At 38.0% G+C, this 14,107-nt stretch carries 8 protein-coding genes; 5 read left to right on the top strand and 3 right to left on the bottom strand.

Features of this window, described 5'->3' with window-relative positions; translation table 11 throughout:
* Window positions 1–85 precede the first annotated feature (85 nt).
* The 3 genes from araA to IEV57_RS12230 all read right to left on the bottom strand — a co-directional run bounded on the left by araA (window position 86) and on the right by IEV57_RS12230 (window position 4,321).
* Window positions 86–1,585 (bottom strand): L-arabinose isomerase, encoded by a 1,500-nt coding sequence (araA, locus tag IEV57_RS12240; RefSeq protein WP_188443240.1) that lies wholly within the window; start codon window positions 1,583–1,585, stop codon window positions 86–88.
* 30 nt (window positions 1,586–1,615) lie between these two features.
* Window positions 1,616–3,490 (bottom strand): sodium/sugar symporter, encoded by a 1,875-nt coding sequence (locus IEV57_RS12235; protein ID WP_188443238.1) that lies wholly within the window; start codon window positions 3,488–3,490, stop codon window positions 1,616–1,618.
* A 120-nt stretch (window positions 3,491–3,610) separates the two neighbouring features.
* On the bottom strand, window positions 3,611–4,321 hold the full coding sequence (locus IEV57_RS12230) for an NUDIX hydrolase (RefSeq protein ID WP_188443236.1): 711 nt from the start codon (window positions 4,319–4,321) through the stop codon (window positions 3,611–3,613).
* Between the two features lie 686 nt (window positions 4,322–5,007).
* On the opposite strand from IEV57_RS12230, the gene IEV57_RS12225 reads away from it, so the two are divergent.
* From IEV57_RS12225 to IEV57_RS12205, 5 genes are all read left to right on the top strand, one after another.
* Entirely contained in the window at window positions 5,008–8,109 is a 3,102-nt protein-coding gene (locus IEV57_RS12225) for a SusC/RagA family TonB-linked outer membrane protein (protein WP_188443234.1), read from the top strand.
* A 31-nt stretch (window positions 8,110–8,140) separates the two neighbouring features.
* Complete coding sequence (locus IEV57_RS12220) at window positions 8,141–9,697, top strand: RagB/SusD family nutrient uptake outer membrane protein (protein WP_188443232.1); 1,557 nt, start codon at window positions 8,141–8,143, stop codon at window positions 9,695–9,697.
* 275 nt (window positions 9,698–9,972) lie between these two features.
* Window positions 9,973–10,965 (top strand): arabinan endo-1,5-alpha-L-arabinosidase, encoded by a 993-nt coding sequence (locus tag IEV57_RS12215; protein ID WP_188443230.1) that lies wholly within the window; start codon window positions 9,973–9,975, stop codon window positions 10,963–10,965.
* Window positions 10,966–10,990: 25 nt separating this feature from the next.
* Window positions 10,991–12,583, top strand: coding sequence for an alpha-N-arabinofuranosidase (locus IEV57_RS12210; RefSeq protein WP_188443228.1), 1,593 nt, complete (start codon window positions 10,991–10,993; stop codon window positions 12,581–12,583).
* Between the two features lie 21 nt (window positions 12,584–12,604).
* Complete coding sequence (locus IEV57_RS12205) at window positions 12,605–14,107, top strand: arabinan endo-1,5-alpha-L-arabinosidase (protein WP_229744434.1); 1,503 nt, start codon at window positions 12,605–12,607, stop codon at window positions 14,105–14,107.

Genomic DNA, 14,107 nt, shown 5'->3' with positions numbered 1-14,107 from the left:
TGAAAAAATTTGGAATGAATTGAAAATATAAAAGGAGATTGAACACTGCCAATCTCCCTTTTTAAGTTAATTAAGATTCATGAATTTAAAACCCTAATCGGTAGAAAGCGTCACTCCATTTGATTTCGTTTTGAAGTTGTCGAAGGTTTGCTTCTTTGTCAATTATGATATTTTCCAAGCCTGCGATTTTCGCAAAATCTGTTAGGTGCTCCGCTGTCAAACTTTGGCTAAAACATGTGTGGTGGGCACCGCCGGCATAAATCCAACCTGCACAACCTGTATTCATGTCAGGAAGCGGTTTCCACATTACTCTTGCCACAGGAAGTTTTGGAAGTGCATGAGGCACTTCTACTGCATCGACTTCATTCACGACAAGTCTGAATCTATTTCCCATATCTACAAGTGAAGCATTGAGAGATGCACCTGCTTTTCCATTGAAGACTAATCTTACAGGATCTTCTTTTCCGCCAATTCCAAGAGGATGAACTTCACAAGTAGGTTTTCCATTGGCCAAAACTGGATCAACTTCTAGCATGTGTGCTCCAAGTACCATGCAGTTGCTCGGATCAAAATGGTAAGTGTAGTCTTCCATAAATGCATTACCTCCTTCAAGTCCTGTTCCCATCACTTTCATTGCTCTTACCAAGGCAGCTGTTTTCCAATCACCTTCACCTGCATAGCCATAGCCTTCGGCCATCAATCGCTGCGTTGCGATTCCTGGCAATTGCTTCATACCATGAAGATCTTCAAAGGTATTGGTGAAGCCTTTGAATCCTCCTTCTTTCAAAAATTTACGCATTCCTATTTCGATTTGCGCAGCATCGATCAAAGAGGATCTCTTTGCCCCATTGGCTTTTAAATTGTCTGCCATGGTATAAGTTGCTTCATATTCTTCTACAAGTGCCTTGATTTCAGACTCAGAAGCAGCATTGATGAGTTGGACTAAGTCGCCTACGGCAAATGTGTTAACAGCAAACCCAAATTGTAATTCAGCTTCTACTTTGTCACCTTCTGTAACGGCTACATTACGCATGTTGTCTCCAAATCTTGCGAATTTTGCTCCCTGCCAATCATGCCATCCTGAAGCTGCTCTTGCCCAAGTGTCAATTTGTGACTTTACATTCGGATCTTGCCAATGGCCGACAACTACTTTTCTTTCGATCTTCATTCTCGAAACCATGAACCCAAATTCTCTATCTCCGTGGGCACTTTGATTGAGATTCATAAAATCCATATCAATGGTAGCCCAAGGAATATCTCGATTGAACTGAGTGTGCAGGTGAAGCATTGGTTTTTGAAGAATTTTCAATCCTCCAATCCACATTTTGGCAGGAGAAAAAGTATGCATCCATGCAATGACACCAATACAGTTTTTATTTTGGTTTGCCTCTTGGCAGACCGCATAGATTTCTTCTGTAGTTTTTACAGTTGGTTTGTAAATGATACTTACGCTGATTCCTTCAGATTCATTTAGCTCTTTGGCTATGACTTGAGAATGCTCCGCAACTTGACGAAGGGTTTCTTCTCCATATAAGTGCTGGCTTCCTGTGAGAAACCATACTTCGTTTTGTTTGAGATTATTCATGAGTTTTTCGTTTATAAGGTTTGATTTTGATTACATCCAAAAGAAATAATAAAGAAGACCCACAATCAATATGATTCCGGCAGCACCAATATTGAATGGTGTGGCAGTATTGAAGAGTACAGGGTCTACAGTTAAAGATTTTGGATCTGCAGTTTTCATTTTGACATTTGTGAATAAAATTACTCCTAGCATCATAAATAAAGAGGCCATCATAAATATGGACTCAAATCCGATTGATTCGAAGTCATTAAGGAAAAGAATGCCGAGGATAGTAGAAATTAATCCTAATGCAAAGAAGATGTAAGAAGCAGTCAAGGACTTACTACCAATTCCCTTTTCTTTGAACGCCGGATTGACGTGTGTTTTCTTTTCCGTGAAACTTATAACCGAGGCAATAAGCAATAGGATGATAAATACATATCCCATTCTCAATAAGAAAGGCATTTCGGGATACAATACTTTAAATACAATACCTACTGGAATTGTAGCAATAGCTGTCCAAAGCGCAGCATTCCCTGTGATTTGTCTCCAAAACAAACCCATGCAGAATACGGCAACGACCCCAGGATAAATGTATCCTGTATATTCTTGAATATATTGGAAAACTTGATCTAGAGATGCTAACTGTGGAGCGACAAGCATAGCAATGAAAAGTGATACAATAGCGACTAACCTACCTGATCTCACCAACTGATTATTGGTAGCTTCAGGTTGGAAGTATACTTTGTAGATGTCCATAGTGAAAATGGTCGAAGTACTATTGATCATCGATGCAAGGGATGAAACAATCGCTGCTGCTAGCGCCGCAAATGCCAATCCTCTTATTCCAGCAGGAACAAAGTTTTTCAAAAGCCAAGGGTATGCTTCATCTGATTTGTCAATTGTTCCAATTTGGTCAAATGGAACATTCAACATCACTGACAATTCTTCCGGAGTTGATTTATTGATCAATACCCAAGCCGCAATACCTGGAATTACCACTAATAATGGAATAAGAATTTTTAGGTAACCTGCGAAGATCAATCCTCTCTTCGCATCTTCTATACTTTTTGCAGCAAGGCCTTTTTGAATGATATATTGATTGAATCCCCAATAGCCAATGTTGGTCAGCCACATGGCGCCTAGGACTACAGCTACTCCCGGTAAATCTTGATAAGCGTCTTTCAATCCACCGACACCATCAGGGATCATGATTTCTCCTTTGGGAACTACCATTACAAAATGTTCTCTAGCTGCTTCATACAGGTTTGCCATACCAGCAAATACACCTGCGCCATCTCCAACTGCCTCTAGTGCCAAGAATGTGGTTACCAAACCACCTGCAATTAACACAATTACCTGCACTACATCTGTCCAAGCGACAGCTTCGAGTCCTCCATAAATAGAGTAGACTCCCGAAAATACCAAAAGTCCAATGATTCCATATTGTAAAGGAACACCCATGATTTTTTCCATGGCAAGTGCGCCCAAATAACTTACAGAGGTAAGATTTACAAATACATAGACTAAAAGCCAAAATACAGCAAATGCTGTACTGACCCTTTTATCAAATCGGGATTCCAAAAACTGAGGCATGGTATAAATGCCATTTTTAAGAAATACGGGCAAGAAGTACTTGGCTACAATGATTAAGGTGATCGCTGCGATCCATTCATAAGCTGCTATACCCAATCCGATTGCAAATCCAGAGCCTGAAGTTCCTATGAAGTGCTCAGCTGAAATATTGGCTGCGATCAAAGATGCACCAACGGCCCACCAAGTGAGTGATTTATCCGCCAAAAAATATTCTTGTGCTGTCTTTTGGACACCTGTTTTGGATCGTGAGACCCAAAGACCTACAGCAACGATGATGACCGCGTAGGCTGAAAAAACAATGTAATCTAAAGTAGAGAATCCAGCATTCATATAGAAACTGAGTTTTAGAGGGTTTAAAATGTTAATTGAACAACATGAATTGCCATATAAAGCAATTAAGTGTCATATTTACACCTAAAATTTGAATAAAAAAAATATGAGGAGGGAAATTTAATCTAGACCGCCAGGGATTTCATTTCTGGGAATGAAATTATGGATATTAGTGAAGTTCTCCTTGTAATGCTCCTCGTCTAAAGAATAATAGAATGCTCCCTTTTTTGAGCTTGATTTATCTTTATCAGTTTCTTTTTTCAATAGTTTGGTTGACAATACTTTTCTAGTGAAATTTCTTTTATCGATTTTTGTGTCATATAATCCTTCATACATCGCCTGAAGTTGAGGCAGTGTGAATTTTTCAGGTAACAATTCAAATAGAATAGGGTGAAAAGCAGCTTTGTATCTCAACTTTGTAAGTGCTATTTCCACCATGTTTTTGTGATCAAAAATCAGATTTGGAAGCTCTTTGATAGAGTACCATCTGGCATGAAAATCATCATTAATTTGTGCCTGATATTTTTCTATATCTATCAATGCCACATAAGCCACTGCGATGACTCTTTCGATGGGATCTCTGTCAGGTTGACTAAATGCCTGCATTTCTTCCATATAAACATCGTGTAAGCCAGTAAGTTGCTTCAAAATACGCTCTGCGGCTTCATCTAATGATTCGTCAGTTTGCACGAATCCACCCATAAGACTCCATTTCTCTCTTTCTGGAGCAAATCCCCTCTGAATCAGTAGTAACTTGTAATCGACACCGTCGAAGCCAAAAATTATACAATCCACGGCCACCAGTAGCCTGGTTTGATTTGAATACTTCATATTTGGTTTATGTTATGGGTTTAGGCTTGATTTATTTTGAAAGTTAGTTATTTTCTACATATAAATCCAATACTGACACTTAATATTTCTCTTCCATAAATAAACAGGAAGCTGCTAGACTGATTTATCATAAATTTGTCTTTTTCTTATTTGATGAAAAAACTAGTAATCTTAAAAGAATTTATATTTATCGGTTTTTACATCAGTAGCCTTTGGCAATATTGTATGAAGTTTATTTCAATCAGCTATTGTCTGTTTACACTTGCGCGCCGCTGCGTAGTTGACTGAAGACTTTTATCCATATTACATTGAGTAATGTATTTAAATGCTGATGTCATTGCAGCTAATCAATTTCATTAAACTACACTTTTTTCAAAGTTGGGTGAGCTAATAACAATTAATATTGATAGATGCAATATTTTTATTTTGACTTGCAGCCATTTTATGAACTCAAATTCTAAGCGGATTGAACTGTAATTTTGATAAAATTTTTTTAATAGTGTAAAAAAGACAATTAATATTTGTGACTTTAAATTTTATTCTCTAATATTCGTTCATGATAGCGATAAGTATGGCTTGGTGAATATTTAAATGATAGAAAATCAATTGTTTAAATATTTTAAAATTGTACTTTAAACTATTTAGAATAAGAAAAAATATTCCAAATTCAATAAACCCTAAAATTTATGAACTTAAAGTGTTTACGATTAAAGATAGCCATGCTACTTTTTTTAGGTGTAAATTATACATTTAATTTTAGTAATGCTATAGCTAGTGAAGGCATTCATGGAGGACTCGACATGGCAGCCGAAGACATTACGGTAAGAGGTGTTGTGAAATCTGCTTCAGATCAATTGCCGATTCCTGGTGTAACCGTTTTGGTAAAAGGAACTACAAGAGGTGTAGCCACTGATCTTGATGGTTCCTTTTCTATTTCTGTTCCTGATGGAACTTCAGTTTTAGTATTTTCTTTTGTTGGATATACTACACAAGAAGTGACTGTAGGAAATCAATCTGTACTTAATATTACACTGCAAGAAGATATTAGCAATCTGGATGAAGTGATTGTAGTAGGGTATGGGACACAAAAGAAATCTGATATTACAGGTGCAATATCTGTAGTCAATACTGACGAAATCAAGAAATTCTCTACCAATGATGTTGCTCAAATGCTTCAAGGTAGGGTTTCAGGTGTTCAGGTGACATCAGATGGTCAACCTGGAGCTTTTCCAAGTGTGAGAATCAGAGGTATTTCTACTTTTGGAAATGGTCAGCCACTTTATGTGATTGATGGAGTTCCTGTAGGTACTACACCTAGAGATTTCAACCCAAATGATATTGAGACTATGCAGGTGTTGAAAGATGCTTCTGCAGGCGCGATTTATGGTTCAAGAGCTGCAAATGGCGTGGTAATCATCACAACAAAACAAGGGAAGAAAAATTCTCCTTTGAAGGTGGAATACAATACTTATGTAGGGGTAGATCAGGTATGGCAGAGAATTCCTGTATTGGGAAGAGAAGATTATCAAATGATCATCAACGAAGTTCAGAGAAATGGCAATCAGCCTTTGGTTCCAGCTAATGATCCAAACAACCCAAGATATATCACTGATATTGATACAGATTGGCAAAAAGAAGGTCTGAAAAATGGTTTTAGACAAAATCATAATTTGAATTTCTCTGGTGGTGGTGAATACACACAGTATAATGCATCTGTAGATTATTTTGAAAACACAGGAACACTTGTGGGAAATGGACCAAACTACGAAAGATATTCCATGAGAATGAATACACTTTCGGAGAAAGGAAGATTGAAAGTTGGGACTTCATTGTATTATACACATTCTTACGAAGATGCTCTGACTTATCGTCCAGATGTACTTGCTGGTAACAGGCCGCCGTTAGTGGCAGATTTGGTACAAGCGATCCCAACGATGCCGATTTTTGATCCAAATAATCTCGGAGGTTATGGCGGTACAGAAGCAGATCTTCAAAGAGCCATTTCACTCAATGTGATTGGTGTCAATAATTTGTTTACTGCTAATACCACTGTTGATAGAACGTTTGCTACTGCTTTTGGAGAATATCAACTGATCGATCAGGAAAACCACAAATTGTCATATAAGCTAAACTTAAACTATGACAGAACAAATGCAAGAGATCTTGCATACCTTCCAGCATTTAGATTAGGCTTTTTCTTCAATGATGGAACTTCTAGAATGGATGATGGACACAGAATTTTATCCACAGGTTTGATAGAGAATACCATCAACTATAAAGGCACTTTCGGCAAGCATAGTCTAGATGTTCTAGCTGGTCAAATGTACCAAGAAACAGGCGTAATCAACAGAAATGGATACTCAGAAGATATTGATGTTAACTTTCCTGTATTAGATAACGGGGTGAATAAGCAAGCTTCTGGAAACGAATTTAGGAGTGCTATAGCTTCATTTCTTGGTCGAGTGAACTACAACTATGATGACAGGTATTTGTTAACAGCTACATTGAGGAGAGATGGTTCATCTAAATTCTCTCCAACCAATAGATTTGGTAACTTCCCTTCTGTAGCATTAGGTTGGAATATTCACAATGAATCATTTATTACACTTCCTTCTTTCATTTCTGATTTGAAGATGAGAGCAAGTTATGGTCAATTGGGTAATGCAAATATTGGTGACTATTTATACTTTGCTACAATCAATCCGAATGTACTTTACAACTTTGGGGGTGATGTAGTAAGAGGTTCGATTCAAACGCAACAAGTAGATCCTAATATCAGATGGGAAACAAGAACAACTTCAAATATTGGATTTGATGGAGCCTTGTTTGATGGGAAAATCGAGTTTTCTGCAGAATACTATAACAGTAAAACGACAGATATTTTGGTGTCTGTTCCAATTCCTGCGTCTACAGGTGCAGCAGGTAGTCCAGTTGTGAATGCTGGTAGCTTGAGAAATCAAGGATTTGAATTCCAGTTAACATATAGAAAAATGACTGGTGATTTCACTTTTGATCTTTCAGCAAATGCCACAACCCTTCAAAATGAAGTCCTTGCCTTAGGTGGAGATAACCAGCCAATTTTTGGTGCAGGCGCTAGAACGATTGTCGGATTACCTATCGGACATCATTTTGGACACAAAGCGATTGGGATTTTCCAAACACAAGAAGAAATCGATAATCATGCATTCCAAAATGCAGGTACAGCTCCCGGTGATGTAAAATTCGAGGACATCAATGGAGATGGCGTAATTGATTTTGCGGGAGATAGAGTGAATCTTGGAAATGCTTTACCAACTATATATTATGGTTTGAATTTCTCAGGGGCTTATAAAAACTTTGATTTCACAGTCTTCGCTTCGGGTGCAGGTGGATATTTGATCAACAGCAGACAATATAGAGATATCATGTTGACGCAGGATTTCACCAACCGTCACGAAGATATATTACAAAGATGGACTCCAGAGAATCCAAGTGACGTATGGCCTAGATTGGTAGCAGGTGATCCAAACCAAAACCAAAGAGATTCAAATAGAGAAGGTTGGTTGCAAGATGGAACTCACTTAAGAATACAGACAATATCTGTTGGATACAAAATCCCAAGAGTCACTGGGTTTATGACCAAATTCCAATCAGCTAGAGTATACGCTTCTGTACAGAATCCATTTACTTTCCAAGCTTACAAAGGTTACAACCCAGATTTTACTTCGGGGGTATTCAACCCAGGATTTGACTTTGGATCATTTCCAAGACCAAGAACAATGATGCTCGGTCTTCAAGTTTCTTTCTAATTGCAAGTAATACAACCAAAATAATCTAATCATGAAAAAATATATATATTCTCTTTTGGCTGGAGCAATGTTAGCAACTGCTGGTTGCGAGTCAAATTTGGACCTAACTAACCCTAATATCGCTACAACAGGTACTTTCTGGCAAACAGAAGCTGATGCTGTTGCTGCAGTAAATTCAATTTATAACAGTCTAATGATTGATGGAACCTACATGAGAATGTTTCCATCTTTGATGGACGGAAGAGCCGACGATATTCAAGGTGACAGTCCTTGGCCTGATTTGATGCTAGTTGCAAATTTTACAATCCCTACTACTTCCGGACCTGTTGCATGGGTTTGGGAAGCACATTACCAAATGGTTTGGAGAGCAAATCAAGTTTTAGATAATGTGCCAAATATAGAAATGGATCAAGACTTGAAAAAAAGAGTACTAGGTCAGGCTTATTTCTTAAGAGGTTTAGCATATTTTAACCTAGCGAATTTCTATAAAGAAGTTCCTTTGATTACAACCCTTCCTGCTGACAGATCAGAGTTTTACCCTGCGACAGCCACTGAAGAAGCTATTTGGGAGCAAATCATATCTGATTTCACAAATGCTAAAGCAAATCTTCCTGCAAACTATCAAAATGTAACAGGTCCTGACAGAGGAAATATTGGTAGAGCTACAAGCGGAGCTGCTACAGGAATGCTTGGTAAAGCACTTGTTTACAGAAAAAGATGGGCAGAAGCTACGACTCAGTTCGCTGAGCTTGTGGGTGGTCAACATGGGCCATATAGATTGATGGAAAATTATAGAGATAATTTTGATCCAAGAACAGAAAATAATGCGGAGTCTCTTTTCGAAGTTCAATTTGCTACTCCAGCAGAAGTTGGTGGTTCTATTTTGAATTGGGGAGGTAATCCAAATGCCAACTGGACACAAGTATCGGCACAAGCTGTGACCTATGCTGCTAGAGGTTATGGTTTCAATGATTTCTTGCCAACTAGGGCTTTGTATGATGATTATCATAAAGAATTGACAGTTGATGGTAGAAAAGATCCGCGTCTTTTGGCAACTATTGCTTCATTTGAACCTACAGAGAATAGCACAAGATTATATAATGATCAATGGCCCTATTCTCCAACCGAAATCTATCCAAGAAAATATACCAATGATGGGTTTGGGCCTTCAGTTGAAGATCAGTTTAGATCTGGAATCAACTATCGTATCTTGAGATATGCAGATATTCTAATGCTTCATGCTGAGGCATTGAATGAATTGGGTAGAACTGCTGAGGCCTATGGTTTCATTCAGCAAGTAAGAAACAGAGCTAATTTACCAGATTTGGCGACTGTAAAACCAGGAATGTCTCAAGCTGAAATGAGAGATCAAATCGCCCACGAAAGATTCTTAGAATTCGCTATCGAAGGACAAAGAATCAATGATTTAGTAAGATGGGGTTGGTTCGAAGATCCAGCGAAATTAGCTTTCTTAAGAAGCAGAGATTCAGAATTCAATACTTTCACTCCAGGGAATCAGTGGATGCCAATACCACAAGGTGAGTTGGACAACAATCCAAACTTGTCTCCTAACAGTGCAAATAATTAATAGGGTAAGTAGTTTTATAAAAGCGGGTTCTTGGATTTCACCTCGAACCTGCCTTTATCAAATTCATCTATTATAAAATCTTAAACCTATTGTCAAATGAAAAGGAAAGTGGGTTTTCTATATCAAACATAGAGACTTTCTTACCTTTTCATTTTTCTAAAATTGCCGATTGAATAATTCCGGAAAAGCACTTTCACTAATAAAGAATTATCTGACTACTCTGCAAAGGAATCTCAGCTTTTATCGAGATGATTCATCCCTAAACATGACCCAAAATGAAAAATATACTATTGACATTCTTGGCTTTTTTAATCTCCCTTACTACTTGGTCTCAAGAATATAGAACCGACATACCTGTACATGATCCTGTCATGATCAAGGAAGGCGACACTTACTATTTATTTTGTACAGGACCAGGCATTGCATTTTGGTCTTCACCAGACATGGTGCAATGGAAAAGAGAAAAGGCTGTTTTTACCGATCCACCTACTTGGGCGAACAGTGTAGCCGCTGATTTCAAAAACCACATTTGGGCACCTGACATCACATATCATAAAGGAGAATACTATATGTATTATTCCGTATCATCTTTTGCGAAAAACACCTCTGCAATTGGTTTGGTAAAAAACAAAACATTAAATCCTGATTCTCCAGATTATAAATGGGAAGATCAGGGAATAGTCGTGCAATCAGTTCCAGGAAGGGACCTTTGGAATGCCATTGACCCGAATTTAGTTTTTGATGATGAAGGAACACCATGGTTCAGCTATGGCTCTTTTTGGAATGGAATGAAATTGGTCAGATTGGCGGATGATTTAAAAACAGTTCAGAATGGTCCAGATGATTGGTACACGATTTCCAGAAGAGCAAGAACTTTTGAACTAGACGATCGCAATCCAGGAGATGGCGCTGTGGAAGCACCATTTATTTTTAAAAAAGATGACTGGTATTATCTATTTGTTTCTTTTGACTATTGCTGCAGAGGGGTGAATAGTACTTACAAAATGGTCGTCGGAAGGTCCAAAGATGTAACAGGGCCATACCTTGATCGTGATGGAAAAAGTATGTTTGAAGGTGGAGGGACTTTGGTATTGGAAGGAAATGAAAATTGGCATGGTGTAGGTCATAATTCCGCTTATACTTTTGATGGAACAGATTATTTGATTTTCCACGGTTATGATGCCAAAGACAATGGCAGATCAAAATTATTGATTCGCGAAATGGATTGGGATAATGAAGGTTGGCCGATTGTCACTTTAGAAAAATAAAACAAGAAATAAATAAACCCTAGATATGAATATTAAAAAGATAACAACAGCACTAGCTATTTCAGGAACCTTACTTGGATTCTCTGGCGAAGTGTTTGCCCAAAACGCAAGGATTAAAATTGATTTGGATCGGAAGATTGGTGAAGTTGATAAAAAAATATACGGGAACTTCGTTGAGCACCTAGGAAGATGTGTTTATGGAGGGATTTATGATCTAGGCAATCCCCTTTCAGATGAAAATGGATTTAGATTAGATGTCCTTGAAGCAGTGCAAGGTTTGAATGTTACCTTGACGCGTTACCCTGGAGGTAATTTTGTTTCGAATTACAACTGGCTTGATGGTGTTGGACCAAAAGAAGATAGACCTGCTCGATTGGAATTGGCATGGAATAGATTAGAATCTAATCAATTTGGTACCAACGAATTTATGGATTACGCCAAATTAATGGATACCGAACCTTATTTCGCAGTGAACTTAGGAACAGGTACGATCCAAGAAGCACAGCATTGGGTAGAATATACCAATGTAGAATCAGGCCCATATTATGCTGAATTAAGAAAAAAACACGGATACGAAAAACCACATAAGATTACTTATTGGGGTTTGGGTAATGAAATGGATGGACCTTGGCAAATGGGGCATCTGAATGCTGAAGATTACGCCAAAAAAGCAAGGGAAGCTGGGAAATTGATGAAGCTAACTGATCCATCGATCAAGTTGGTGGCAGCAGGTTCTTCTAATTTCTACCCTGGATCAAATCCAATGGCATGGAATAAAACAGTCATTGATGAATTGAAAAACGTGGTCGATTACCTTGCACTTCACATGTATGTAGGGAATGTCGATGACAATTATTATGCATTTGTAGCTTCTCCTTTGGTTTTGGAAGAGAGAACTAAACTGGTTTCTGGCATAATTGACGAAGCGATGTCAAGAGCAGATAGAGGTGATCGTGATCCGATTTACATTGCTTGGGATGAATACAACATTTGGTACAGATGGAGATCTTCTGAGACCATGTCTGGAGATATTGCTTTGGAAGAACGCTACAATTTGGAAGATGCTTTGGTAATTTCTTCATTTCTAAATGCATTTATCAGAAATGCTGATGTGGTAAAAATCGCAAATATGGCACAACTAGTAAATGTAATTGCACCGATTTTCACCAATGAAAATGGCCTTTTCTTACAAACTATCTATCATCCTTTGGCACTTTTTGCACAACATGCACATGGTACATCTTTGGATGTTTTTGTGGATTCTGAAAAATATGATACTGGAAGTTTTGCCTTGGGTCTTGGAGAGCAAAGAGCAGATTTGAAAGATGTTCCTTTTCTAGATGTGTCAGCGACAGTCTTGGGAGATGAATTGATCATCAATGTAGTCAACAGACACAAAGACAAAGCTATTACAACAGATATTTTGGCAATCGAAGGTGAGTTTACTGGTGACTTTGAAGTTTTTGAAGTCAATGGACCGGATATTAAAGCAATGAATGATTTTGGCAAAACAAACGTGGATACAAAAACTAAAACATTGAAAGGTAAAGGAGAAAAAGTTACTTATGCATTCCCAGCGCATTCATTTACGATGATCAAAGCAAAGATCAAGCAATAACGAACGCAAAATTAATTGATTATGAAATTCAAGTCACCATTTACTTTTATACTGATAGCTATAATCTTTTCAGGAGTTTTTTTCTCCTGTGATAATGGCATGGAAGATGAACCTACAGTCACAAATCCACCACCTTCAAACTCAAACCCTCCTGTGCAGGGTATCCCTGTACCGCTTTCACAAATTCAGGATTTCTATGGGCAGATTGCGTCTTTTCAGTTTGCAAGTCAATGGGGACCCTACAATTCACATGACCCATCTGTGATTAAAGAAGGAGAATGGTATTACAGTTTTGGAACTGATGTGGCGTATGGACAGTCTTTGTCTAGAGTAGGGATTCAGGTCAGAAGATCCCGAGATTTAGTAGCTTGGGAGTTCAGAGGTTGGGCATTTAATGGAAGGCCTACACAAGCTGTCAATTATATTAGACAAAATGGGGGAGAACCTTTTGATAATGTTTGGGCTCCTTACATCATCAAAGTTGGGGATGAATTCAGACTTTATTACTCTCAATCTTCTCAAATATTTAAGCTCAGCGCAATTGGTCTTTTAACTTCTAATAATATAGATGGGCCATGGGAAGAAAAAGGTTTGGCAGTAACATCTAATACCAATATTCCTATGACAAATGCCATTGATCCTGCTGTGATTATAGATAAAGATGGCAAACATTGGATGTATTATGGATCTGCTTTTGACGGACTTTATGTGATGGAATTAAATTCTGAAACTGGTTTGGCTAAGACGAATAATGATAAGGGCTTTAGAGTAGTTCAAAGAGGTTTTACAGGAAGTAGGATCAATGGAAATATTGAAGCGCCAGAAGTGATTTACAATGAGGCCACAGGTTTCTACTACATGTTTTTATCCTACGATTGGTTGGAATCAAAGTACAATATCCGCGTTGGTAGATCTACAAGTCCGACAGGTCCATTTTTAGATTTCAATGGGGTAGACATGAATGGTGAACAAGATAATGTTCCCATGATCGTAGCTCCTTACAAATTTCAAGATCATGCAGGTTGGCAGGGTGTAGCTCACAATGCGGTCTTTAGAGAAGGAGATCAGTTTTACATTGCGCATCAGGGAAGACCAGTTGCCGATAGGTTTTACATGATCAAACATGTTAGAAAATTATATTGGACAGAAGACGGTTGGCCAGTGGCTTCGCCTCAACGCTTCGCTAATCTTCCTACCAAAGATATTCAAAGAGATGAACTCGTAGGAACATGGGAGCAAATCATTCTTGGTTATAGAATAGTACCAGGTTATGCGGAAGAGCAATTCTTACCAGATCTTCAAGTTTCAGCCGATTTAACTCTTAATGCTGACGGAACTATTGGTGATAATGAAGAAAATGTCTGGACTTATGAAAAGCCTTGGCTTACGCTAAATTATGGAAATGGTGCATTTGTGGACAAAGTTTATGTTGACAATGAATATGACTGGGAGAAAAAGAAGGAAACAATTATTTACACCGGTTTGAATAATGAAGGAACGGCCATTTGGGCCAAAAAGAAATAA

It is taken from the genome of Belliella aquatica (assembly GCF_014637795.1).
In the GTDB taxonomy this organism is placed as follows: domain Bacteria; phylum Bacteroidota; class Bacteroidia; order Cytophagales; family Cyclobacteriaceae; genus Belliella; species Belliella aquatica.
Note: the sequence above shows the minus strand (reverse complement) of the source record. Positions and strands in the feature narration are given on the sequence as shown.

What these genes read in the sequence shown, in the direction of transcription:
- IEV57_RS12230 (WP_188443236.1), bottom strand. Translation starts at nt 4,321, where the DNA reads ATGAAGTATTCAAATCAAACCAGGCTACTGGTGGCCGTGGATTGTATA.
- IEV57_RS12235 (WP_188443238.1), bottom strand. Translation starts at nt 3,490, where the DNA reads ATGAATGCTGGATTCTCTACTTTAGATTACATTGTTTTTTCAGCCTAC.
- IEV57_RS12225 (WP_188443234.1), top strand. Translation starts at nt 5,008, where the DNA reads ATGAACTTAAAGTGTTTACGATTAAAGATAGCCATGCTACTTTTTTTA.
- IEV57_RS12220 (WP_188443232.1), top strand. Translation starts at nt 8,141, where the DNA reads ATGAAAAAATATATATATTCTCTTTTGGCTGGAGCAATGTTAGCAACT.
- IEV57_RS12210 (WP_188443228.1), top strand. Translation starts at nt 10,991, where the DNA reads ATGAATATTAAAAAGATAACAACAGCACTAGCTATTTCAGGAACCTTA.
- IEV57_RS12205 (WP_229744434.1), top strand. Translation starts at nt 12,605, where the DNA reads ATGAAATTCAAGTCACCATTTACTTTTATACTGATAGCTATAATCTTT.
- IEV57_RS12215 (WP_188443230.1), top strand. Translation starts at nt 9,973, where the DNA reads ATGAAAAATATACTATTGACATTCTTGGCTTTTTTAATCTCCCTTACT.
- araA (WP_188443240.1), bottom strand. Translation starts at nt 1,585, where the DNA reads ATGAATAATCTCAAACAAAACGAAGTATGGTTTCTCACAGGAAGCCAG.